Below are 23,943 nucleotides of genomic sequence, written 5' to 3' on the forward strand. Positions count from 1 at the left end.
GCTTGATGCACCGCGGCCCCGGGCCGCTTAGAAATGGACAGACTCTTGCGTCTCCGAAACAACACCCCACGTCAGTCCACGAAGCCCAGGCGCGGTTCACCCTCGGGTAGCAGCACCCGCCGCGGCGTGGCCGCCTTGGTGGGCATCGGGTCGCTGGCGCTCGCCGGTTGCTCGGGAGGGCAAGGGCAGTCCGATGACGACGTGATCACCGTGGTGACCACGACGGCGACCTACGCGGATGTGGTGGAGCAGGTGGCGGGTGACCGTATCGGCTCCGGCGTTGAGGTCATTCCGGTGATTGATTCACCCACCCAGGACCCCCATTCCTACGAGGCGACTCCGCAGGACAAACTCACGGTGCGTGACGCCGACCTGGTGGTGCTCAACGGTGGCGGGTACGACGCCTTCATGGAGGACCTGGCCGCGGAAACGGACGCACCGGTCGTCGACGCCGTCGAGGTGTCGGGACTGGAGGAGGCTACCGACTCCGCTGGCGGACACGGCGATGAGCACGACGACGAACACGCAGACGAACATTCCGAGGAGCATTCCGACGAGCATTCCGACGAGCACGGTGCGTCGAGCGGACACGACCACGGTTCGTTCAACGAACACGTCTGGTACGACTTGGACGCCATGGGGTCGCTGGCCGGGGCGGTGGCCGGGGAACTCGGCGCTCTGGACGCCGGGCACGCCGAGGACTACACGGGCAACGCGGAGGATTTCCGGGGTTCGGCCGAGGAACTGCACCACCGCGTGACCGAACTGGGGCTCTCCGGTGACTACCTGGCGACCGAACCCGTGGCCGACTACCTCCTGGAGGACGCGGGGCTGCACAACGTGACACCGACGGCCTTCGCCGTGGCTGTCGAGGACGGCACCGATGCCTCGCCGTTGGTCTACGAGGACGTTCGCACGATGATCACGGGAGACGGTGGGGGATCCGACCTGGCACTGCTGGCCTACAACGAACAAACGTCCACCGGGCAAAGTGACGATCTACGGGCCGAAGCGGAGGGCGCCGACCTGCCCGTGCTGGCGTACAGCGAGTCCGTTCCCGATGACCAGGACTACCTGAGCTGGATGAGCGAGAACGTGGATCACCTGGAGCGAACGTTGGGCAAGGGCACCGCCCCTACGGACCACCCCGCTTCGACGGAAGCGAGTGGATCCTGATGAGCGCACAGTCGCAGGCCGTGCAGCCGGTGGCCTCCTTCCACGACGCTGCCCTCTCCTTCGGTCACCGCTCGCTGTGGAAGGGCTTGAACCTGGACATCCAGCCTGGTGAGCACATCGCCGTGCTGGGCGGGAACGGGACCGGAAAGACCTCCCTGCTGCGCGTCCTGCTCGGCCTGCAGCGGCTCAGCCACGGCTCCGTGCAGGTGGCCGGACACCCCGCCCGGCGGGGTTGCACGGACATCGGGTACGTCCCCCAACAGCGGGCTTTCGACGACCGGACCCCGTTGCGGGGGCGCGACCTGGTGGGCATGGGACTGGACGGTCACCGGTGGGGTCTGAGGGTCCTGGGCCGACGGGCTCACCGTGCCAAGGTCGAGTCCCTCCTAGAGCGCGTGGGGGCGCTCGACTACGCGGACGCCCCGGTGGGCGAGCTCTCCGGGGGTGAACAACAGCGACTCCGGGTGGCGCAGGCACTGGCCACGGACCCGGGCCTGCTCCTCTTCGACGAGGCCCTGCTTTCCCTGGACCTTCGTCGGCAACAGCAACTTGCGAGTCTGGTGGCGGAACAGCGTGACCGTACGGGTGCCGCTGTGTTGTTCGTGACCCACGACGTCAACCCGATCATCGACGACGTCGACCGCGTGCTCTACCTGGCCAACGGGTCCTTCCGCATCGGCACGCCGTCGGAGGTGCTACGTTCCGAGGTCCTTTCCGACCTCTACGGAACGCGCGTCGAGGTCATGAACGTGGCGGGCCGTGTTCTGGTGGTCGGTACCGAGGTCCTGGACCACTGCCATGCACCCGAACGACCGGAAGGGGTGGTCCTGTGAACTGGGACGTCACCTGGGAGAACCTGGTGGGCTCCGTGTTCGTCTTCGAGCGCTACGGGGAACTGCTGGTTCTGCTGCAGAACTCGATCTGGGCCGGTGCACTCATCGGGTTGGTGGGGGGGATGATCGGCACGTTCGTGATGATGCGTGACATGGCATTCTCCGTCCACGGGATCGCCGAACTGTCCTTCGCGGGTGGGGCGATTGCACTGCTGGTGGGCGCGGACATCGTCACAGGGTCGCTCCTGGGCTCGATCCTTGCTGCCGTGATCATGGGGGTCGTGGGGGCGCAGTCCCGGGAATCCAACTCCGTGGTCGGCGTACTGATGCCGTTCGGACTGGGCGTGGGAATCCTGGCGCTGGCCCTCTACCAGGGGCGCAGTGCCAATCGGTTCGCGCTGCTCACGGGGCAGATCGTGTCCGTGGACGACGTCCAGTTGGTGTCCATGGCCGTTCTCTCCGCCGTGGTGATCGGCGGGCTGCTGTTGGTCTGGCGCCCCCTGACGTTTGCCAGCACGGACCCGTTCGTGGCGCAAGCACGGGGGCTGCCCATGCGTGGCCTGTCGATCCTCTTCATGCTGCTGCTCGGGGTTGCGGTCGCGCTGTCCGTGCAGATCGTCGGTGCCCTGTTGGTGCTGGCGCTGCTGATTTCGCCCGCGGCGGCGGCCATGAACCTGTCCGCCTCGCCCGTCAAGATCGTGATCCTGTCCGTGGTGTTCGCGGAGACGGCCATGGTGGGAGGCATCCTCCTGGCCCTGGGCGGCGCACTGCCGATCAGCCCCTACGTGACCACCATTTCATTCCTGATCTGGGTCGGCTCCTGGGCCCTCCGGAAGATCAGGACCTCCAGCGGTGGCCGCACGGGGACCGACGACGCCCACGGTCACGTCACCGGCGACGACGGCTACAGCAACACCGGGACGGCGCCGGGCACTCCGTCAACGGTCACGGGTAGCTCGCCCAGCGGCTCGCCGTCGGCATAAACCACGTGTTGGCCGGTGATGCGCACGTGACTCACCGGTGTGATCTCAACCTGGCGGACGCTGACGTGGTCACCCGTGTAGATCGACGGGAACAGCCGTAGGAACCGCAGCCTGGTCAGCGGGTCCACCACGAACAGATGGAGGCGCCCGTCGGTGGGGTCTGCCTCCGGGACAATGCGCAGACCGCCACCGATCGACGACGTGTTGGCCACGTTGACCATGAGCGCCTCCCTGCACTGCAGGGAGGACGACCCGGTGCGTTCCGGTGTCGGCGCGGACAGATCACGCGGAGACTCTGAGGGCTCCGGGGTCGGTGTGACGGCGAGGCCGTAGATGTGCGGCGGGTGTCGCACCACCTCCACGGCCAGGGCGAACAGGTACTTGAGGGAACCCGCCGGTCGCTTCCACCGATTGGCCCGCTGGTTGACGGCAGCGTCGATCCCTGCGCACAGTGCGGTGGCGAACCAGGCCGTCGACCCGTCGTCGAACCGGACCCGCCCCAGATCCATGGGCACGGGCCCGAGGTCCAGGCGCCTGAGGATGCGCCCGGCAGCGGCCTCTGGGTCGTCGTGAGGAGTACCCCAGTGCCGCGCAAGATCATTGCCGGAACCGCACGGAACCAGCCCGAAGGGGATTCTCGTACCCCGCTCGGCGGCGCGGTCGAGCAGCACGTTGAGCACCAGGTGGGCCATGCCGTCTCCACCCACGGCCACGACGGCGCACGGAGCCTCCGCCAGGTCGGTCAAGGCGTGCCGCAGGGAAGCGCTCCAGGTGGCCATGGTCCCGGGCTCACCCTCGGGTGGCTGCGTGCCGAGGATCTGGGTGCTGTACCCGTTGGCCCGGAACACGGCCGCCGCTGTACGGGCGGCGCGAGCAATCCGACCGTTCTTGGCCGTGAGATCTCCGACCAGCAGAATCAGCCGCGCGTCGACGGGTCCGGAGGCCTGCACAGTGTTCACGGGCCGCCTCACCCTCGGTCGTCCGAGTTGGCCGTGCGACCGGTGTCCGCGCGGCACTGCCGGCACAGACCGACGATCTCGAGCGTGTGGTCCAGGTCCGTGTAACCGTGCGCACTGGCCGTGCGTTCCGCCCAGGCCTCCACGGCCGGAGCTTCCAGCTCCACGGTCGCTCCGCACGCGCGGCAGACCAGATGGTGGTGGTGGTGTTCTGCTTCGCAGCGACGGTAGATCGCCTCGCCGTCGTCGTTGCGGAGGACGTCCACCTCCCCGGCTTCCGCAAGGGACTGGAGCACGCGGTAGGTGGTGGCCAGGGAGACGCGCTCGCCGCGGTCGCGGAGACGGCTGTGCAACTCCTGGGTCGAGATGAAATCCGTGCGGGAGTTCAGGGCGGCGCGCACGGCGCGGCGCTGCTTGGTGTTGCGGGCCTGACCGGTGGTGGGCTCTGCCTGCCCCGTGGGGGGTGGTGCGGAGTCTGCCGAACTCACGAATTCTCTCCTGAAGACGCTGGATCCTGCGGGCCGATACGGCGCTGGGGGTTCCTCCAGGGTATCCGGCGACGCGACGGTCGCGCTGGGGGGGCGCGTGCGACGCTCGCTAGGCTGGTGGCGGACCAACCGGAGCCCAGACCTGTGCAGGAGGTCGCCATGGAACTGACCAAGTTCACCCACTCGTGTGTGCGCATCCAGGAGGGCGACACCACGCTGGTGATCGACCCGGGGAACTTCTCCGAGGTCGAGGACGCCATGACCGGTGCCGACCACGTGCTCATCACCCACACGCACCCCGATCATCTGGATCCCGAGCGGGTTCCCGAGCGGCTCCGGCAGGACCGCGACGTCCACGTCTGGGCGCCGGGATCCGTTGCCGCGGACCTGCGGGAGACGTTGGGGGAGGCGGCTGCCGACCCCTCCGGCAACGAACGGATCCACGACGTCGACGCCGAGACCGAACTGCAGCTGGGCGGGGTCAAGGTCAACACCTTCGGCGGCCAGCACGCCCTGATCCACCCGTTGATCCGCACAGTGGACAACGTGGGTTACCTGCTCAACGACCGGCTCTACCACCCGGGCGACAGCCTGGTGGTCCCGCACGACATCGAACCCAGCACTGTCCTGGTGCCGCTGCACGCGCCGTGGTCCAAGATGTCAGAGGTGATCGACTTCCTCATCGCCGTGGGTGCGGAGCAGGCCTACCAGATCCACGACGCGCTGCTCTCCGACAACGGCTTCGGCATCGTGGAGAAGCAGGTCACCGCCTTCGCCGCCAAGTACGGCACGACCTACACCCACCTGGCGACCGGGACCACGGTCCAGGTCTGACCCAGGTCCGCAGTGCCCCGCAGCCCCGCCGCGCGTCAACCCGCCGAGCGTCAACCCGAGGAGAGACTCATGAGCACCATCTTCACCAAGATCATCGACGGCGAGATCCCGGGCCGGTTCGTCTGGCAGGACGAACGCTGCGTGGCGTTCCTGTCGATCGCACCGCTGGCCCAGGGACACACGTTGGTGGTCCCGCGCGAAGAGGTCGATCACTGGCTGGACCTGGAGCCCGAGCTGGCCGCGCATCTCATGAAGGTCTCCCAGGTCATCGGACAGGCGCAGGACCAGGTCTGGTCGCCCAAGCGGGTGGGGCAGATGATCCAGGGCTTCGAGGTCCCGCACTGCCACATCCACGTGTGGCCCACGAACTCCATCGAGGAGTTCGACTTCGCCAACGTCGATCAGAACCCTGATCCGGAACTCATGGAGCAGTCCGCGGAGCGCATCCGCCAGGCCCTTCGCAGCGCGGGACACGAACAGCAGGTCCCGCAGAGCTGACCGAAGCGCAGCGACCGTAGGACTTTGCGCACGGAATTCTGCCGATCACCCCCTCGGATTGGCAGAATTCCGTGCGCGAAGTTCCTCCGGGCCTCCGTGGGGCGTGGATCAGCTGCGGGTGGCGTCTCGCAAGGCCTTGCGGATGCGCTTGGCGGACACCGTGTGGGCCGTTCCCAGCTCCTGGGCGAAGAAGGACACCCGCAGTTCCTGCAGTTCCCACTCGACGGCGGCCAAGGCGGCCGGGACGGGAAGCCCGGCGGGTACAGCGTTGACGGCAGCGTCCAGCTCGTCCTCGAGCGACTGTACTTCAAGCATGTTGGTGGTGTCCCGTTGGATCGCGGAGGCCCCCACCAGCTTGTCCACCCGGACCTGCATGGCCTTGACGTAACGCGGGAGATGTTGCAGATTCGCCCACCCAGTGCGGGTCACGAACTCCGGATCGACCAACCGGTCCAACTGCTCGCGCAGATCGGCGAACGCGTTGACCGCGGCCATGGACGACGGCCGCTTGATGAGCTTGCGCACCGTGTTGGCGTCGGTCAGGACCTGAGCCACCAGGGCGGTGACCTGGAAGACCGTGTCGATCAGGTTGGCCCGCACGAGGTCGAAGAGTGCGTCGAACTCCGCACGTGTCCACGGCGGCTCGGCCGGAACCAGCTTGTCGACGGCGGCGCGGGTGCAGTCCGTGATGAGTGCCTCCACGGACCCGTGCGGGTTTTGGGTGAACACGAGCTTCTCGCGGTTGTTCAGGTGGTCGGAGACGTAGCGCTGGGTCGAGGGCAGACGCCGCAGCAGCAGGGCGATGGTGCCGCGGCGTTGGGCAGCGCGCTGGTCCTCCGCCGTGGTGAAGACCCGAACCTGTGCCGTGGGCCCGTCCGCCGACCCGTCCTTCGAGCGGGCGGGCTCCTTACCCGTGGAGCGGGTTGCACCGGGGGAGGGTGTGGCGTCCAGGGCCGGCCAGCCCGTGATGCGCTGCCCGGCAACGACGGTGTTGACCTTCCTGGGCAGGTCCTCGGACGGCCACTCGGTCACTCCGTCGCGTTCGAGCGCGTTCGGAGAACCTTGGTTCGCATCCGCGGACCCGCCGCCACGGGAGCCCTTCGAGCGCGAACCGGCCTCGGAGTCCTGGCCACGGCCGCCGTTGCGCGTGGAGGCTGCTTTCGCGCGGGCCGGGCTGGGCGCGTCCGGAAGAGCGTCCGCGGTGGTTCCCAGAGATTGTGCGAGGGCCTGACGCACCTGGTCCCTGAGTTGGATCTGCAGGGTGTCCAGGTCCTCGCCCTCACCCAGGACACGGTTGCGGGAATCGCGCACCTCGAAGTGCATCCGGAGGTGCTCGGGCACCCGCGACCAGTCCCAGGACCCGGGCTCGACGACCACACCGCGCAGACGGCGCAGCGCCAACTCCACAGCGGATTCCAGGTCGTCCGTGGCCGGATCCGCTTCCGCTGCCAGGAGCTCGACGACCTGCCGTGCGACGTCGGGAGCGGGAACCACGTTCTTCCGCACCGCCTTGGGCAGGGACTTGATGAGCGCGGTGACCAGTTCGGTCCGCAGCCCCGGGATCTGCCACTTGAAGGGTTCGGGGGACAACTGGTTGAGGAACAGCACGGGGACGCGGACCGTCACACCGTCCGCACGGCGTGACTGCGAACCGGCCGAGTTCGAGCCCGGGGCCGACGGCGCGAACGTGTAGTCCAGGTCCAGGGTCAGCTGACCGCCCTCCGTGGCCTGCACCCACTGGCGGGGGAAGGCGGCGTCGTCCCAGTCCGCGGCGTCGTCGTCGATCAACGCGTCGGGATCGAAGTCCAGGAGGTGCTCGTGGTCCTGGCGGGCCTTCTTCCACCACGTGTCGAAGTGGCGTTGGGACACGACCTCGGAGGGGACACGGGCGTCGAAGAACTCGAACAGTGCCTGGTCGTCGGCCTTCAGATCCTTCCGCCGCAGCCGGTTCTCGAGTTCCTCGACTTCCGCGAGCTTGGCGCGGTTGCGCGCCACGAAGCGGTGCCGGGTCTCCCAGTCACCTTCCACCAGCGCGTGCCGGATGAACAACTCGCGCGAAGTCTCCGGGTCCACCCGCCAGTACCCGACGGGGCGGTCCGTGACCAGGGGAACCCCGTAGAGCGTGACCCGTTCCTTGGCCATGACCGCTCCGCGGGAACGGGACCAGTGCGGTTCGGCGTAACTGCGTTTGACCAGGTCACCGGCCACTTCCTCGATCCAGGAGGGTTCGACGGCGGCGTTGGTCCTGGCCCAGAGCCGACTGGTTTCCACCAGCTCCGCGGAGACCACGAAGTCGGGTCGCTTCTTGAACAGGTCTGAGCCCGGGAAGATCGAGAACCTGGTTCCGCGGGCCCCCTGGTAGTCACGGGTGCGTTCGTCCCGCACCCCGACGTGGCTCAGGAGGCCGGCGAGCAGGGACTTGTGAACGCTCTCCGTGGCGCCGGCCGGGTCGATCTCCCGGGACCGGCCCACGTCGATGCCCACCGTCCTGCCCATCTGACGCAGCTGTGCGTAGAGGTCCTGCCACTCCCGGATGCGGAGGTAGTTCAGGAACTCCCGCCGGCACATGCGACGGAATGCGGAACTCGACAGCTCGTCCTGCTGCTCCTGCAGGTGCTGCCACAACAGCAGGTATCCAGAGAAGTCGGAGGTCTTGTCCCGGAACCGGGAGTGGAACTCGTCGGCCACCTGGCGCTTGTCCTGGGGACGCTCGCGGGGGTCCTGCACGGTCAGGGCCGCCGCAAGGATCATCACTTCACGGGCACAGCCACGGCTTTGGCCTTCCACGATCATCCTGCCTAGCCGTGGGTCCACGGGCAGCGCGGCCAAGGCCCGGCCGGTCGCGGTCAGGGGTGAGTTGGTCGCCGGTCGTCCGCGGCCCCCACGACGACGGCGTCCTCCCCGGCCCGCCGAGCCGTGCTCGCCGTCGTCGGGACGCCCGCGGCCGGAGCCCGCGGAGGTCCGCAGCGCACCGAGTTCCCGGAGCAACGCCACGCCGTCCTTGACCGCCCGCGACTCCGGCGGTTCCACGAACGGGAAGCGCGCGATGTCGTCGGGGCCGGCGACCACGCCCGCTGCCGTCATCTGGAGGATGACCGAGGCCAGGTTGGTGCGCAGGATCTCCGGGTCCGTGAACTCGGGGCGGGACTCGAAGTCTTCCTGCGAGTACAGGCGGATGCAGATTCCGTCCGACACGCGCCCCGACCGCCCGGCCCGCTGGTTGGCCGAGGCCTGCGAGATCCGTTCGATCGGCAACCGCTGCACCTTGGTGCGCGTCGAGTAGCGGGAGATGCGCGCGGTCCCGGGGTCGATCACGTACTTGATCCCTGGAACGGTCAAAGAGGTCTCGGCCACGTTGGTGGCCAGGACGATCCGGCGCGTCCCCACACCGCCCTGGGGGGAGGTGAACACCCTGTGCTGTTCGGCCATCGTCAAGCGGCCGAACAGCGGCAGGATCTCGGTTCCGCCCAACCTCGGGTGGCCCTTGACCAGGCCCTCGAGGGCCTCTTGGGCGTCGCGGATCTCACGCTCACCGGGGAAGAACACCAGGATGTCGCCCGGCTCCTCCCGCGCGAGTTCTTCGACGGCTTCCAGGACGGCGTCGATCGGGTCCCGGTCCTCCTCGTAGATCCGGGCGCTGCCCGCGCGCGGACCGCTGCGGTCGGTGGCGGGGGAACCGGCGTCGGCACCGGTCGGGGAGTCGCCCTCCGCGACGTCGTCGAAGGAGGAGGCCTCGGCGGTCAGCGGACGGTACCTGATCTCCACCGGGTAGGTGCGGCCCGAGACCTCGATCACGGGGGCCGGTTCAGGTTCTGTGCCCTCGGCGGCACCCGAAGGCAGCGGTTGGTGGAAGTGCTTGGCGAAGCGCTCCGGGTCGATCGTGGCCGAGGTGATGATGACCTTGAGGTCCGGGCGCTGCGGAAGGACGTTCTTCAGGTAGCCCAGCAGGAAATCGATGTTCAGGGACCGCTCGTGGGCTTCGTCCACGATGATCGTGGAGTACTTCTGCAGCAGGCGGTCGTGCTGGATCTCGGCCAGCAGGATGCCGTCCGTCATGAGCTTGATCTTGGAATCCTGGCCCACCTCGGAGGTGAACCGCACCTGGTACCCGACGGTTTGGCCGACCTTCTGTCCCAGTTCCTCCGCGATCCGGTCCGCGACCGAGCGCGCCGCGATCCGTCGTGGCTGGGTGTGCCCGATCAGGCCGCGTTCGGCCAGGCCCATCTCCAGGCACATCTTGGGGATCTGCGTGGTCTTGCCGGACCCCGTTTCACCGGCGATCACGACCACCTGGTGCTCACGGATGGCGGCCTGGATGTCCTCCCGACGCGCGGAGACGGGCAGGTTCTGGGGATAGACGATCGTGGGCGGAGCGGACGGGGCGGTGGGCTCCGGGGACGTGCCGGGGGAGGTGTTGGTCATTGCCGCACCATTTTACGGCGCGGCACGAGGGATCGGGATGGTTCAGCGGTCAGCGTGCGCCCTTAGGATGGTCGGGCCGGGACCCGGTGCGGTAGCCCCTCGCACCTCACCGCCTGACCGTACATCCCTGGAACACCATCTCTGGAGCCGATCCGCCATGACCCGAACGCCCGACCAACGCCGTCGGCGGCAGGCCGTCGGAGGCACGATGTTCGGCGTCGGCATCGTCCTGTTGTTCATGGCCACGTGGATGTTCCCGGAGGGACTGATCCACGTGGCACGGGCCACCGCGGAGATCGATCCGGTTCCGATGACGGGACGTGGGTGGTTCACCGCGATCTTCGGGTCCATCGCCCTGGTGGTCAGCGGCGTCCTGATCTTCTGGGGTTTCTGGCTTCGACAGGCCAACACCGATGCCGTGACAGACGAGGACCGTGCCCTGGACGAGGCCTGGGGCGAGGAGGCGTTCACGGACTACGACCTGGAAAGCTTCCACCCCACGCGGTTCAGTCCGGAGGACGACGGCGGAGCGGGCAGCCGCTTCCGCTGAGGGCAGGCGCCGAGTCGGGGGCAAGAGGGCATGAAAAGTGCCCGAGATAGGATTCGAACCTACGACTTCTTGCTCCGGAGGCAAGCGCTCTATCCACTGAGCTACTCGGGCATGACCGTCGCGGGATCACCGTGACGGACCCCAAGACTGTATCACCGGTCAGACGGTGTCACTGACCCAGCGGGGGCGCGACACCTTCCGGATACACTGTCCCGGTGACCCCCGAAGAACTGAGTGCCGCCGTATCCGCATGCCTGGGCGAGAGTGTTGCCCAGGGAGAACTTTCCCTGGCCGAGGGCCAGGAACTGCCTCCCGTGAAGGTCGAACGTCCCAAGAACCGGGACCACGGCGACTGGGCCACCAACATCGCCATGCAGCTGACCAAGAAGGTCGGTCGTCCGCCGCGTGAGGTGGCCGAGATCCTCAAGGGCCGTCTGGAGGCGCTCGACGGCGTCGCTTCCGTGGACATCGCCGGGCCCGGCTTCCTGAACATCACGTTGGACGCCGCCGCTGCCGGGGAGCTCGCCCGCACGGTCATGGACCAGGGCCACGCCTACGGTCGTTCGGACTCGATGGCCGGGCAGGCCATCAACCTCGAATTCGTCTCCGCCAACCCGACCGGCCCCATTCACCTGGGCGGCACGCGGTGGGCGGCAGTGGGGGACTCCCTGGCCCGGGTCTTCGAATCCCAGGGCGCGGCGGTCACCCGCGAGTACTACTTCAACGACCACGGTGCCCAGATCGACCGGTTCGCCGAGTCGCTGCTGGCCGCCGCCCGCAACGAACCCGCCCCCGAGGACGGTTACGGCGGTGCCTACATCGCCGAGATCGCGGACCGGATCCTGGCCCAGAACCCGGAGGCACTCGACTCCGAGGACCCGCAGGAGGCCTTCCGCGCCGCGGGCGTGGACTTCATGTTCGGCGACATCAAGGAGTCCCTGCGGGAGTTCGGCGTGGAGTTCGACGTCTGGTTCCACGAGAACTCGCTGTTCGAGGACGGCGCGGTGGACACGTTGCTCGAACAGCTCAAGGAGCAGGACTCCCTCTACTTCAAGGACGGCGCCTGGTGGCTGCGCTCCACCGACCACGGGGACGACAAGGACCGAGTGGTCATCAAGTCCGACGGTGCCGCGGCCTACATCGCCGGGGACATCGCGTACTTCAAGAACAAGCGTGACCGCGGGGCCGACCTGTGCATCTACATGCTCGGTGCGGACCACCACGGCTACGTCGCCCGCCTCAAGGCGGTGGCCGCGAGCCTGGGGGACGACCCCGCCAAGGTCGAGGTCATGATCGGCCAGATGGTCAACCTGGTGAAGGACGGCGTGGCCGTCCGGATGTCCAAGCGCGCGGGCACCGTGGTGACCATGGAGGACCTGGTCGGAGCCGTCGGAGTGGACGCCGCTCGCTACTCGCTGACCCGCTACTCGGTGGACTCCAACATCGACATCGACCTGGACCTGCTGGCCAAGCGCTCCAACGAGAACCCCGTGTTCTACGTCCAGTACGCGCACGCCCGGACCTGCGCCGTCGACCGCAATGCCGAAGCCGCCGGGGTGACCCGGGAGGCCTTCGACGCCGCGCTGCTCACCCACGAGACCGAAGGTGAACTGCTCGCCGCGCTGGGTGCCTACCCGTCGGTCGTGGCGGAGGCCGCAGCCCTGCGGGAACCGCACCGGGTGGCCCGCCACCTGGAGGCCCTCGCGGGCGCCTACCACCGCTGGTACGGTGCCTGCCGTGTGACCCCGCAGGCGGAGGAAACGGTCACGGACACCCACCGCACCCGCCTGTGGCTCAACGACGCCACCCGGCAGGTCCTGGCCAACGGCCTGGAACTGCTGGGTGTGTCGGCGCCCGAAAGGATGTGACGGTGAGCAATTTCGAGGAATTCGACCAGTACGACGACGAGAACGACGTCGTCACCACGGGCTTCCGGCTGCGTCCCGTTCCCGTGGTCGAACCCGTAGCGGAGGACACCTGGCAGACCGGGGCCAATCACCTGGCTCCCGAATGGCTCTCCGTCCCGGGTGCCTGGGACGACCTCGACCGCACCATCTGGCCGGAGGCCTTCGGGCGGGCCGACACGGGCGAACTGACCGTTTCGGGAATCAGTGCGACGTCCCTGGCCGAGACCTACGGAACCCCGCTCTACGTGGTCTCCGAGGACACCTTCCGCGAACGTGCCCGCGGCTTCCGCGAGGCCTTCGAGGAGGCCTTCGCCGGGATCGGTGCCGAGGTCTCCGTGTACTTCGCGGGCAAGTCCCTCCTGACCCCGGAGGTCGCCCGGTGGGTCCGCGAAGAGGGCTTGTGCCTGGACACGGCCTCCGGCGGGGAAATGGCCTGCGGCCTGCGCGGTGGCATGGACCCCGCGCGCATGGCGCTGCACGGCAACAACAAGTCGGCCGCGGAGATCACCCGCGCCCTGGATGCGGGCATCGGCCGGATCGTCGTCGACTCCCTCCCGGAGATCGAACTCGTGGGCCGACTGGCCCGCACACTGGGTGTCACGGCCTCCGTGATGCTCAGGGTCACCCCGGGAATCCACGCCGAGACCCACGAATTCATCGCGACCGCCCACGAGGACCAGAAGTTCGGACTGTCACTTGCCGCTGCCGAAACCCCGGAAGACGCCGGCGGACCGGAACGGGACGCGGCCGGGACCGAAGCGTCCCCAGCCATGCGCGCGGTGAGCGCCTGCGTTGCCCACCCGAACATCGACCTGCAGGGAATCCACTGCCACATCGGTTCCCAGATCTTCTCCGCGGAGGGGTTCGCGCAGGCCGCCGAGCGCGTGCTGAGCTTCATGGCGGAGGTCAAGGACAAGTTCGGTGTCAGCCTGCCCCAGGTGGATCTGGGCGGTGGGTACGGCATCGCGTACACGGAGGCGGACACGCCGCGTTCCGCCCGCGACGTCGCCCAGGCCCTGGCCGAGTCCGTGGGGGAGACCTGTCGGCGCCTGGACCTGCCCGTCCCGCATCTGTCGGTCGAACCCGGCCGTGCGATCGCCGGGCCCTCCGGGGTGACGCTCTACACGGTGGGAACGCTCAAGGGTGTGACCGTGGAACCCGGCCGTCAGCGCCGCTACGTCTCCGTGGACGGTGGCATGTCCGACAATCCCCGGCCCGTGCTCTACGGCGCCGACTACTCCGTCGTCGTCGCCGACGAACGGGCGGGGGAGAACCACTCGGAACCCGTGTTCTCCCGCGTGGTCGGCAAGCACTGCGAATCCGGAGACATCGTGGTCAACTCGACCTACCTTCCCGCCGATCTCGCCCCCGGCGACCTGTTGGCGGTGCCCGCAACCGGTGCGTACTGCTGGGCGTTGTCGAGCAACTACAACTGGTTGCCGCGCCCCACGGTGGTGGCCGTCCGAACCGTGGACGGCGTGCCGGAAGCCCGGGTCATCGTCCGCGGTGAAACGGAACAGGACCTGTTCGCCCGCATGAGCTAACCCGCTCGCCGCCGGAACCACCCGACGTCGATCCCTCGACCCACGCCCGCTGTGCCCCGCTAGACCTCTGGAGCCCCACGTGTCCCGACCGGATTCCGAAACCTCGCCCGCGCCCCACACTGCAGAATCGACATCTGCCGTCCGCGGGGCCGATCTACCCGTCGTCAGGGTCGCCCTGCTGGGGGCCGGGAACGTGGGGGCCGAGGTCGCCCGCATTCTGCTCGAGGACTCCGAGGAGCTCGGCGACCGGATCGGAGCCCGCCCGGAACTGATCGGAATCGCGGTTCGTGACGTGTCGGCACCGCGCACCGTGGACCTGCCCCAGGAACTCCTGACCACCGACGCGGAGGCCCTGATCGAGGCGGCGGACGTCGTCGTGGAACTGACCGGCGGAATCGAACCCGCCCGCACCCGCATCCTGTCTGCACTGCGTGCGGGCAAACCGGTGGTCTCCGGCAACAAGGCGCTGCTGGCCCAACACGGCACCGAACTGCATGCGGCCGCGGAGGCGGCGGGGACCAGCCTCTCCTACGAAGCCGCGGTCGCCGGGGCCATCCCGATCGTGCGCCCGATGCTCGATTCGTTGTCCGGGGACAAGGTCAACCGCGTTCTGGGCATCATGAACGGGACCACCAACTACATCCTGGACCAGATGGACTCCACGGGTGCCGACTTCAACGACGCCCTGGCCGAGGCCCAACGCCTGGGCTACGCGGAGGCCGACCCAACCGCCGACATCGAAGGCCACGACGCCGCATCCAAGGTCGCCATCCTGGGGTCCATCGCCTTCCACTCGTCCTACACGATCGATGACGTGTACTGCCGCGGGATCACCGGGGTCACGGCCGAGGACGTGGAGGCGGCACGGGACGCCGGTTACGTCATCAAGCTGCTCGGCGTGGCGGAGCGGGTCACCTCCGAGACCCCCGACGACGGCTCCGGCGTTTCGGGTGCGCCGTCCACCACCGGTGTGAATCTGCGCGTGGTCCCCACCATGATTCCCCGCCAGCATCCTCTGGCCGGTGTTCGCGGGGCGTTCAACGCCGTGTTCGTGGAGGCGGAGAACGCCGGAGAACTCATGTTCTACGGGCCCGGTGCCGGTGGGGCGCCCACCGCATCGGCGGTCATGGGCGACCTTGTGGCCGCCCTGCGTCGCTCTGTGGCCGGTGGCCCCGCCGTCGCCCCGAGTTTCCACGCGCTACTGCCCGCGACCAACGTCGACGACGTGCGGACCAGCTTCTCCCTGACCCTGCTGTGCCCGGATCGCGCGGGAGTGCTGGCGGCGATCTCCACGGTCTTCGCACAGCACGGCGTGTCCATTTCGACCATGCAGCAGCGTGACCTCCCCGATGCCCCCGAACGCCCGGGAGAGGGCCTGGCCGAACTGCGCATCGTGACCCACCGCGCGCGCAACGCGGACCTGGTGCGTACCGTGGAGACCATCCGTGAACTCGACGAGGTGTTGGACCTGCGCGGTCTGATCCGGGTCGAAAGCGCCGACTGACCGCACTCGTCACTGTTTCCAGTCCAGACCACTTTCACACCAAACTTCTTTCACTACCTCTTTCAGTCCAGCTCTTTCAGTCCAGGAGATGAACCCATGGCCCACCTGTGGCAAGGCGTGATCAACGAATACCGCGACCGCCTCCCGGTCACCGACTCGACCCCCGTCGTCACCATGGGGGAGGGCGGGACCCCGCTGATCCAGGCGCGGGCGCTGTCCGAACTGACCGGCAACCAGGTGTGGGTCAAGTTCGAAGGCATGAACCCCACCGGCTCCTTCAAGGACCGCGGGATGACCATGGCGATCACGCGGGCCAAGGAGGAAGGCGCCAAGGCGGTCGTGTGCGCGTCCACGGGCAACACGTCCGCCTCTGCCGCGGCCTACGCCAAGCAGGCCGGGATGCGCTGCGCCGTCCTGGTCCCCGAAGGCAAGATCTCCATGGGCAAGATGGCCCAGGCGGTGGCCCACGGTGCCGACATCATCCAGATCGACGGCAACTTCGACAACTGCCTGGAGGTCGCGCGCAAGCTCTCCGACTCCTACCCCGTGTTCCTGGTCAACTCCGTGAACCCCTACCGGATCGAAGGCCAGAAGACCGCGGCGTTCGAAGTCGTGGACGCGCTCGGGGACGCCCCGGACTACCACATCCTGCCCGTGGGCAACGCCGGGAACATCACCGGCTACTGGAAGGGCTACACGGAGTACTCCCGGCCCTACGTCAATGCCGTCGGCGAGGAACTGCCCGCCGTGGCCACCAAGACCCCCGTCATGTGGGGTTTCCAGGCGGCCGGAGCCGCACCGTTGGTCGCGGGGCACCCGATCGACCAGCCGGAGACGATCGCCACGGCCATCCGCATCGGCAACCCCGCCTCCTGGGACTCGGCCATCGGCGCCCGTGACGAATCCGGCGGCCTGATCGAATCCGTCACCGACGAACAGATCATCGAAGCACAGCGCTTCCTGTCCTCCCGCGACGGCGTGTTCGTGGAACCCGGGTCTGCCGCGGGCGTGGCCGGTCTGATCAAGAAGTATCGTGAGGGAGCCGCCCCCACCGGCGCCAAGATCGTGATCACCGTGACCGGTCACGGCCTCAAGGACCCGCAGTGGGCCGTCAAGGGTGCCGAACTCGAGGACCCCACCGCGGCCGAACCCAAGCGCGTGGACTTCGACGTCGTCTCCGTGGCCGCCGCTCTCGGACTGGACTGAGGCCCGGCCGTGGGTGCAGCGATGGGGAAACCGAAGGACTGGCGCGAGGTCCTGACCGTCGGTGAGGCGATCACGGTCGACGTGCCCGCGTCCTCGGGCAACGTGGGGCCAGGATTCGACAGCCTGGGCCTAGCCCTCGGGCACTACGACACGGTGGAAATCGCCGTGCAGGAGTCCGGGCTCGCGTTCGAACTGCACGGGGAGGGCTCGGAATCCGTCCCACGGACCGAGGAGCACCTGCTGGTCCGCTCCGTGCGAGCGGCGTGGACCGCTGCGGGCATGGTCGACCAGCCCGGGCTGGCCGTCGTGGCGCGCAACCGGATCCCGCACGGCCGGGGCATGGGGTCCTCCGCCTCCTGTGCCGTGGCGGGCGTTGTTGCGGCCAATGCCCTCCTGGCACGGTCCGCGCGACTCGACGACGCAGCGATCCTGCAAGTTTGCGCCGGGATGGAGGGGCATCCGGACAACGTGGCCCCGTCCCTCTACGGGGGCCTCACGATTTCCTGGGGGGAGCCCGGTTCCTGGCACAGTGCGCCCGTCGCCGTCCATGACGACGTCGTCCCCGTGGTGGCCATCCCGAACTACGAGGTTTCGACCGCCCTGGCCCGTTCCTTGCTGCCCGCCCAGGTGGATCACCGCAGCGCCGCAGCGAACGCCGGACGGGCTGCGCTGCTGGTCGAGGCGATGACCCGTCGACCGGACCTGCTGCTGCCCGCAACGGCCGATGCCCTGCACCAGCGGTTCCGTGCACCGGCCATGCCGCCCAGCGCAGCACTGGTCGCCACCCTGCGTGAGCAGGGCCATGCGGCCTTGATCTCCGGAGCCGGCCCCACGGTCCTGACCCTGGCGCCCTCCGCAGAGGACGCCGCCGAGGTCGAAGCGGCCATCGCCGAATTCGTCGCGCACCCCGACGCGGAGAGGGAACACGTCACGTGGCGTGTTCTCAGGCTGACCGTGCCCGCGCATGGTGCTAGGGTGGTCACGCACCCACAGTAGTAATTCTCCGGGTGCGTCCAATGTTCACCGGCCGACAGGGCTCGGGCTCGATGACTTCGAGTTGTCCACCGGAGAACATGTCTTGGATTCGATGGTGTTTTGACCACGGGCGCTTCGGCGGTTTCCCAGAAACGGCTGAGCCGAACGGTTCACCCACATCCGCTGGGTGAACACCCGGTCGAATCAGCTCCTCCGCCACGACCACCGCCCTGCGGTGGGATTCGGTGTGCCTGACCGGTGCATCGGATCTGGGTGGACCGAGCGCCGTCGATCCGGTCGCACCCGTCTGAGAGTGTGCGGCCCGGCCCGCTTGTCAGCGGCCCGAACCACCAGTAACGGCCACCGGCGTCTGAGTGCCGGGGCTCCCATCGAGGGAAAAGGAAACCTTCGTGACCGAAACCACCGACCTGAATGCAGGTACGGAACAGGCCAACTCTGAGGCCAAGAGCACCGGGCTGTCCGGGCTCAAGCTCGCCCAGTTGCAGGCCCTTGCAGGCCAGCTGGGCATCACGGGTGCGCGCCGCATGCGGAAGTCCCTGCTCGTGGACGCCATCGAGGCCCACCAGCGTGGCGGCAGCGTGGCCGACCGTGACCGCAAGGTCACCGAGCAGATCGAACAGACCGCGCAGCGGGCTTCCGCCAAGGCCGGCGTGACCCAGCCCCAGGACACCGCAGCAGGCTCCGAGGGCAACGACGACGCGTCGAGCTCCGAGGCCCCCGCAGTGGCCGCCCGGACCGGCCGCGGACGCAGCCGCCGTGCATCATCGTCGGCAGGCTCCAACGGGTCGCAGTCCAACGGCTCGCAGTCGAACACTTCCGACTCCGCTTCCACGGACTCCACCTCCAATGACTCCTCCGCGGCCGATTCCGCGGATGCCGCCGGCTCCGGCGAGTCCTCGCGTGAGGAATCCGGTGCCAAGGGCGGGGAGTCCGGCAACGGCCGTGAGCGCCCGTCGCGTTCGCAACGCCGCAACCGCCAGGGCCGCAACCAGGACGGACAGGGCGAGTCCAACGGCACCGCCGACGGCGCAGAGGGTTCGCAGCAGGACGACGGCGAGGGCCGCTCGGAGGATGCCAACCGCGGTGACTCCGGCAACCGCCGTAACCGCCAGGGTCGCAACCAAGACGGTCGCAACCAGGACGGCCAGAAGAACAACCGCAACAACGACCGGAACAACGATCGCAACGGCGACCGTGACGATTCGGACCGCAACGACCAGGGCGGCAAGAACGACCAGGGCGGCAAGAAAAAGGAAGGTCAGCAGGGCGGCAAGAACAAGCAGGGCCAGCAGGGCGGCAACAACAACGGTCCGGACGATGACGGCGGATCGCGCCGCAACCGTCGTAACCGGAATCGCAACGACCGCAATGACCGTCGCAACCGTCGCAACCGCAACCAGGGCCCCGAGGTGGACGACACCGAGCCCACCGAGGACGACGTCCTGCTGCCGGTCGCGGGCATCCTGGACGTGCTGGACAACTACGCGTTCGTCCGCACCTCCGGCTACCTCCCCGGGCCCAACGACGTCTACGTCTCCTTGGCCCAGGTCAAGAAGAACAACCTGCGCAAGGGCGACGCCGTCGTGGGTGCCATTCGTGCCCCGCGCGACGGTGAGGACAACAACCGCAACCAGCGGCAGAAGTTCAACGCCCTGGTGCAGCTGACCAGCGTCAACGGCAAGAAGCCGGAGGAACTCACCGACCGCGTGGACTTCTCCAAGCTGGTGCCGTTGTACCCGCAGGAGCGGCTGCGCCTGGAGAACGAGCCCAAGAAGATCGGCCCGCGCGTGGTCGACCTGGTGGCTCCGATCGGTAAGGGCCAGCGCGGTCTGATCGTCTCCCCGCCCAAGGCGGGCAAGACCCTCATGCTGCAGTCGATCGCCAACGCGATCACCACGAACAACCCCGAAGTCCACCTGATGATGGTCCTCGTCGACGAACGTCCCGAGGAAGTCACAGACATGCAGCGCACGGTCAAGGGTGAGGTCATCGCCTCGACCTTCGACCGTCCCGCCGACGACCACACCACGGTGGCCGAACTGGCCATCGAGCGCGCCAAGCGCCTGGTGGAGCTCGGCATGGACGTTGTGGTCCTGCTGGACTCGATGACCCGCCTGGGTCGCGCCTACAACCTGGCCGCCCCGGCCTCCGGGCGCATCCTCTCCGGTGGTGTGGACTCCGCCGCGCTGTACCCGCCCAAGCGGTTCTTCGGCGCAGCCCGCAACATCGAAGGCGGCGGTTCCCTGACCATCCTCGCCACCGCCCTGGTGGAGACCGGTTCCAAGATGGACGAGGTCATCTTCGAGGAGTTCAAGGGCACCGGCAACATGGAGCTGCGCCTGTCCCGCCAGCTGGCGGACAAGCGGATCTTCCCGGCCGTGGACGTCAACTCCTCGGGCACCCGCCGCGAGGAGAACCTCATGTCCGGCGACGAGCTCAAGATCATGTGGAAGCTGCGTCGTGTGCTCTCGAGCCTGGACCAGCAGCAGGCCCTGGAACTGCTCACCAACCGGCTGCGGGACACCCAGTCCAACGCCGAGTTCCTGATGCAGGTCCAGAAGACCACGCTCAACGTGAAGGCCGACGACGACCGCTAGCCGACGCATTCCGGCCCCGGGGCTGCCCGCCCGTCGTACCCAGCGCCCCCGGCGTACGGACGACGACGGCGCAACCCCGGGGCCGTCGTCGTCGGTGCGAGCACACCGCGACCCGACCCGGGTGACCGTCCCGTGTGACCAACCCATTTTTCCGACCCAGTTTCCGACCCGTTGAAAGGAAGCCGCCCGCGTGGCCGATCCCATCCAGGCGCTGCTCGACGAGCACGCCGAACTCCAGGTGCGCCTCGCCGACCCCGCGGTGCACGCCGATCCTCTCCTGGCCAAGCGGCTCAACCGCCGGTACTCGGAGCTGGACAAGGTGGTTTCCGCCCACGGTGACCTCACCCGGCTGCGTGAGGACCGGGACGCCGCGCAGGAACTGGCGGGGGAGGACCCCGAGTTCGCCCGTGAGGCCGAGGCTTTGGAACCCCGGATCGAACAGGCCCAGGAGAAGCTGCGACTGCTGCTGGTCCCCAGGGACCCCGACGACGCCCGGGACGCGATCCTGGAGATCAAGGCGGGCGAAGGCGGAGCCGAATCGGCCCTGTTCGCCGGTGACCTGCTGCGCATGTACCTGCGCTACGCCGAGTCCAAGGGCTGGCGGACCGAGATGCTGGGGGACACCCCGGCCGAACTCGGGGGGTACAAGGATGTCCAGTTCGCGGTCAAGGGCCGTTCGGACGACCCTGCCGAAGGCGTGTGGGCGCACCTGAAGTACGAAGGCGGCGTGCACCGGGTGCAGCGGGTTCCCGCGACCGAGTCCCAGGGCAGGATCCACACCTCTGCTGCGGGCGTGCTGGCCTTCGCGGAGGTCGAGGCCCCGGAGGAGATCGAGATCCAGCAGAACGATCTCAAGATTGACGTTTACCGGTCCTCCGGGCCCGGCGGGCAGTCCGTGAACACCACCGACTCCGCGGTGCGCATCACCCACCTTCCGACGGGCATCGTGGTGGCCATGCAGAACGAGAAGTCTCAGCTGCAGAACAAGGAAGCCGCCATGCGTGTGCTCCGTGCGCGGTTGCTGGCGCACCAACAGGAGCAGCAGCAGGCGGAGGCCTCCGCGGCCCGGCGTTCGCAGGTCAGGACAGTCGACCGTTCCGAGCGCATCCGCACCTACAACTTCCCGGAGAACCGCATCGCGGACCATCGCACGGGTTACAAGGCATACAACCTGGACCAGGTCCTGGACGGGGACCTGGGCCCGGTGATCGCGTCCGCGATCGAGATGGACGAACAGGACCGTCTGGCCGCCATCGGTCAGCAGGACTGAGGAGCGGACGCCATGACTACCTCCCTGGCGCAGGCGTTGCGGTGGGCGACCACCGAACTCGATGCCGCGGGCCTGGCCTCCGCGGAAGCTGACGCCGTGCTGATCGCCGCCCACCTGCTCGGCCTGGACCGGGGGGAGGTGCAGGCCAAGGCCATCATCGGGGCACCTGTGCCGCAGGGCTTCGAGGACCTGGTCCGACAGCGCGCCCGACGGATCCCGCTGCAGCATCTCACGGGCACGGCCCCGTTCCGGCGGATCGAGCTGGCTGTCGGGCCCGGAGTTTTCGTGCCGCGTCCGGAGACGGAACTGCTCGTGGAACTGGCGGTCCAACGGCTGCGCACCGATCAGGGCGAAGGCGTGACCCGCCCCGTCGTCGTCGACCTGTGCACCGGATCCGGGGCCATTGCGGCGGCCCTGGCTGACGAGGTCCCGCACGCCAAGGTGCACGCGATCGAACTCTCCGAGCAGGCCCACGCCTGGGCGCTCCGCAACCTGGAAGGCCGCCGCGTGGACCTCCGCCTGGGGGATGCCACGGTGGTTCCCGAGGACCTCCGAGGCCGGGTCCACGTGGTGGTCTCCAATCCGCCCTACGTCCCGGACCGCGAGCCGCCGACGGACCCGGAGGTGGCCGAACACGATCCCGCCCTGGCCCTGTGGGGTGGCGGCGAGGACGGGATGCGGGTCCCGGACGCGGTGATCGCCGCCGCGGCCGGGCTGTTGGTGCCCGGTGGGTGGTGCGTCGTCGAACATGCCGAATCCCAGCGCCAGGCGATCGCGGCCGCCTTCCACCGGCACGGCTTCGTGGACGTCGAATGCCACAACGACCTCACCGGACGCCCCCGTGCCACGAGCGCGCTCCTCCCCGCCCTGAATCATCCGCAACAGCAGGAAGTGCAACAATGACCGGCGTGAATGAGACAGCCCAGGAGAGCTCACCGCACGGAGCGACCGACTCGGAGCAAGCGCCAGAGACCGCGACGACGTACGACGTCCGCGATGCCAAACAGCGCCGGGTCGCGATCAAACACGCCCAGCAGGCCCTGGCGGCCGACGAGTGCGTGGTCATGCCCACGGACACGGTGTACGGGATCGCGGCCAACGCGTTCTCCGCCACCGGGGTGCAACGGCTCCTGGAGACCAAGGGCCGCAACCGCACCATGCCCCCGCCGGTGCTCATCGCCCACGCGGGTGTTCTGGACGGGCTGGCCGACCAGGTGTCGGAGGAGGCCCGGGCCCTGGCCGAGGCCTTCTGGCCCGGCGGCCTGACCTTGATCTGCCACGCCCAGCCCTCCCTGCAGTGGGACCTGGGTGAGACCAGCGGCACCGTGGCCCTGCGCGTCCCGGACGACGAGGTCGCCACCGAACTGCTCGGTCAAACCGGCCCCCTGGCCGTCTCCTCGGCCAATCGCACGGGGCTCCCCGCGGCGGGTTCCGCCGAGGAGGCCCGCGGAATGCTGGGCGACAAGGTTCAGGTCTACCTGGACGCCGGACACCGCGGGACCGTGGCCGAGGGCCTGCATCCGGTGGCCTCGACCATCGTCGACTGCACGGGGTCCACCCCGGTGGTCGTGCGAGACGGGGCGGTCTCACTGACGCAGCTGCGCTCGGTCGTCCCCTCGGTCATCGGCGTCGACGGGCAGGCCCCGGCGGATTCCGCCCCGGAGGATTCAGGCGACCGGGACACCGACGACGCCGCGGGCACGGGTGCGAGTGAAGCCGGCGAAACCTCGGCCGAGGACGTGCCGGAGGGGGACACTCTCGTCCATCCCCGGCCGGAGCCGGTCGAAGCCGAGGAGGACAAGACCTCCGCGAACGCGCTCCCCGAAGACACGACGCCGGAGGACGCGCCGTCGGGACACGAGACTCCGGCTGAACCCACGGAAAGGCAAGAGGCGCACTCGACGCGCCCCGCCCCGTCCTCGCCGGCTCGCGACGCCGCAGCGGCGCTCGTCGCCGGTGCGGGGCAGGCCGTGGGCGCTCGGAGCGGGGAGGGATTGCCGGATCAGGACCGGACGCGCCCCCGCCCGGCACAGGCCAAGGACGGCGTGGTGCAGCCCCTGGACCGGGCCACCGCGGCCGCGATCGTCGCCAGCGGGGTCACGGACGAACACCCCGGTCCGGAAGGCACCGACCAGGCCCGCTCCTGAGCCATGAGCCCTGAGCCCTGGGTCGTGGATCC

Annotated in this window: 18 protein-coding genes and 1 tRNA gene; 15 read left to right on the forward strand and 4 right to left on the reverse strand. The window is 68.6% G+C overall.

The window, feature by feature from the left end; translation table 11 throughout:
- The first annotated feature begins 45 nt into the window (after positions 1-45).
- Genes GWK18_RS02775 through GWK18_RS02785 form a run of 3 tightly spaced genes read left to right on the forward strand, consistent with a single transcriptional unit; the run spans position 46 to position 2,992 of the window.
- Entirely contained in the window at positions 46-1,176 is a 1,131-nt protein-coding gene (locus GWK18_RS02775; protein ID WP_245192744.1) for a zinc ABC transporter substrate-binding protein, read from the forward strand.
- Complete coding sequence (locus tag GWK18_RS02780) at positions 1,176-2,009, forward strand: ATP-binding cassette domain-containing protein (RefSeq protein ID WP_166833057.1); 834 nt, start codon at positions 1,176-1,178, stop codon at positions 2,007-2,009. Before GWK18_RS02775 ends, GWK18_RS02780 begins: the two co-directional genes overlap by 1 nt.
- Complete coding sequence (locus GWK18_RS02785) at positions 2,006-2,992, forward strand: metal ABC transporter permease (protein WP_166833059.1); 987 nt, start codon at positions 2,006-2,008, stop codon at positions 2,990-2,992. Before GWK18_RS02780 ends, GWK18_RS02785 begins: the two co-directional genes overlap by 4 nt.
- Here GWK18_RS02785 and GWK18_RS02790 read toward each other — a convergent pair.
- The gene (locus tag GWK18_RS02790; RefSeq protein WP_166833061.1) at positions 2,914-3,951 is read right to left on the reverse strand and encodes a diacylglycerol kinase family protein; all 1,038 of its coding nucleotides are present in this window, start codon (positions 3,949-3,951) and stop codon (positions 2,914-2,916) included. The genes GWK18_RS02785 and GWK18_RS02790 overlap by 79 nt on opposite strands.
- A gap of 8 nt (positions 3,952-3,959) precedes the next feature.
- On the reverse strand, positions 3,960-4,436 hold the full coding sequence (locus tag GWK18_RS02795) for a transcriptional repressor (RefSeq protein ID WP_166833063.1): 477 nt from the start codon (positions 4,434-4,436) through the stop codon (positions 3,960-3,962).
- A gap of 159 nt (positions 4,437-4,595) precedes the next feature.
- Between GWK18_RS02795 and GWK18_RS02800 the strand changes: the two genes are divergently transcribed.
- Together GWK18_RS02800 and GWK18_RS02805 are read left to right on the forward strand one after the other, a co-directional pair.
- Entirely contained in the window at positions 4,596-5,270 is a 675-nt protein-coding gene (locus tag GWK18_RS02800) for an MBL fold metallo-hydrolase (RefSeq protein WP_166833065.1), read from the forward strand.
- Positions 5,271-5,339: 69 nt separating this feature from the next.
- Positions 5,340-5,768, forward strand: a complete 429-nt coding sequence (locus tag GWK18_RS02805) for an HIT family protein (protein ID WP_123825267.1) — start codon at positions 5,340-5,342, stop codon at positions 5,766-5,768.
- 108 nt (positions 5,769-5,876) lie between these two features.
- Here GWK18_RS02805 and GWK18_RS02810 read toward each other — a convergent pair whose 3' ends face one another.
- Positions 5,877-10,190, reverse strand: a complete 4,314-nt coding sequence (locus GWK18_RS02810) for a DUF3418 domain-containing protein (protein WP_166833067.1) — start codon at positions 10,188-10,190, stop codon at positions 5,877-5,879.
- A 157-nt stretch (positions 10,191-10,347) separates the two neighbouring features.
- Here GWK18_RS02810 and GWK18_RS02815 point away from each other — a divergent pair, with 157 nt between their 5' ends.
- Entirely contained in the window at positions 10,348-10,740 is a 393-nt protein-coding gene (locus GWK18_RS02815) for a hypothetical protein (RefSeq protein ID WP_123825243.1), read from the forward strand.
- Between the two features lie 38 nt (positions 10,741-10,778).
- On the opposite strand, the gene GWK18_RS02820 is transcribed toward GWK18_RS02815, so the two are convergent.
- Positions 10,779-10,851, reverse strand: a tRNA-Arg gene (locus tag GWK18_RS02820).
- A gap of 104 nt (positions 10,852-10,955) precedes the next feature.
- Between GWK18_RS02820 and argS the strand changes: the two genes are divergently transcribed.
- From argS to GWK18_RS13385, 9 genes are all read left to right on the forward strand, one after another.
- Entirely contained in the window at positions 10,956-12,608 is a 1,653-nt protein-coding gene (gene argS, locus GWK18_RS02825) for an arginine--tRNA ligase (protein WP_166833069.1), read from the forward strand.
- 83 nt (positions 12,609-12,691) lie between these two features.
- Positions 12,692-14,191, forward strand: coding sequence for a diaminopimelate decarboxylase (gene lysA / locus GWK18_RS02830; protein ID WP_166833190.1), 1,500 nt, complete (start codon positions 12,692-12,694; stop codon positions 14,189-14,191).
- Between the two features lie 175 nt (positions 14,192-14,366).
- Positions 14,367-15,695 carry a homoserine dehydrogenase gene (locus tag GWK18_RS02835; protein WP_167739237.1) on the forward strand — a complete coding sequence of 443 codons (1,329 nt, stop codon included), beginning with the start codon at positions 14,367-14,369 and terminating at the stop codon, positions 15,693-15,695.
- A 96-nt stretch (positions 15,696-15,791) separates the two neighbouring features.
- The gene (gene thrC / locus GWK18_RS02840) at positions 15,792-16,901 is read left to right on the forward strand and encodes a threonine synthase (protein WP_166833073.1); all 1,110 of its coding nucleotides are present in this window, start codon (positions 15,792-15,794) and stop codon (positions 16,899-16,901) included.
- Between the two features lie 21 nt (positions 16,902-16,922).
- A complete protein-coding gene (thrB, locus tag GWK18_RS02845) occupies positions 16,923-17,897 on the forward strand; it encodes a homoserine kinase (RefSeq protein WP_166833076.1) in 975 nt (324 codons plus the stop codon).
- A gap of 389 nt (positions 17,898-18,286) precedes the next feature.
- Complete coding sequence (gene rho, locus GWK18_RS02850; protein WP_166833078.1) at positions 18,287-20,494, forward strand: transcription termination factor Rho; 2,208 nt, start codon at positions 18,287-18,289, stop codon at positions 20,492-20,494.
- Between the two features lie 190 nt (positions 20,495-20,684).
- Entirely contained in the window at positions 20,685-21,764 is a 1,080-nt protein-coding gene (gene prfA / locus GWK18_RS02855) for a peptide chain release factor 1 (RefSeq protein ID WP_166833080.1), read from the forward strand.
- 12 nt (positions 21,765-21,776) lie between these two features.
- Positions 21,777-22,667, forward strand: a complete 891-nt coding sequence (gene prmC, locus GWK18_RS02860; protein WP_123825237.1) for a peptide chain release factor N(5)-glutamine methyltransferase — start codon at positions 21,777-21,779, stop codon at positions 22,665-22,667.
- Positions 22,668-22,672: 5 nt separating this feature from the next.
- A complete protein-coding gene (locus GWK18_RS13385; protein ID WP_348535812.1) occupies positions 22,673-23,911 on the forward strand; it encodes an L-threonylcarbamoyladenylate synthase in 1,239 nt (412 codons plus the stop codon).
- The last annotated feature ends 32 nt before the right edge of the window (positions 23,912-23,943 follow it).

The sequence above is a fragment of the Kocuria sp. JC486 genome, assembly GCF_011602805.1.
Lineage (GTDB): Bacteria > Actinomycetota > Actinomycetes > Actinomycetales > Micrococcaceae > Kocuria > Kocuria soli.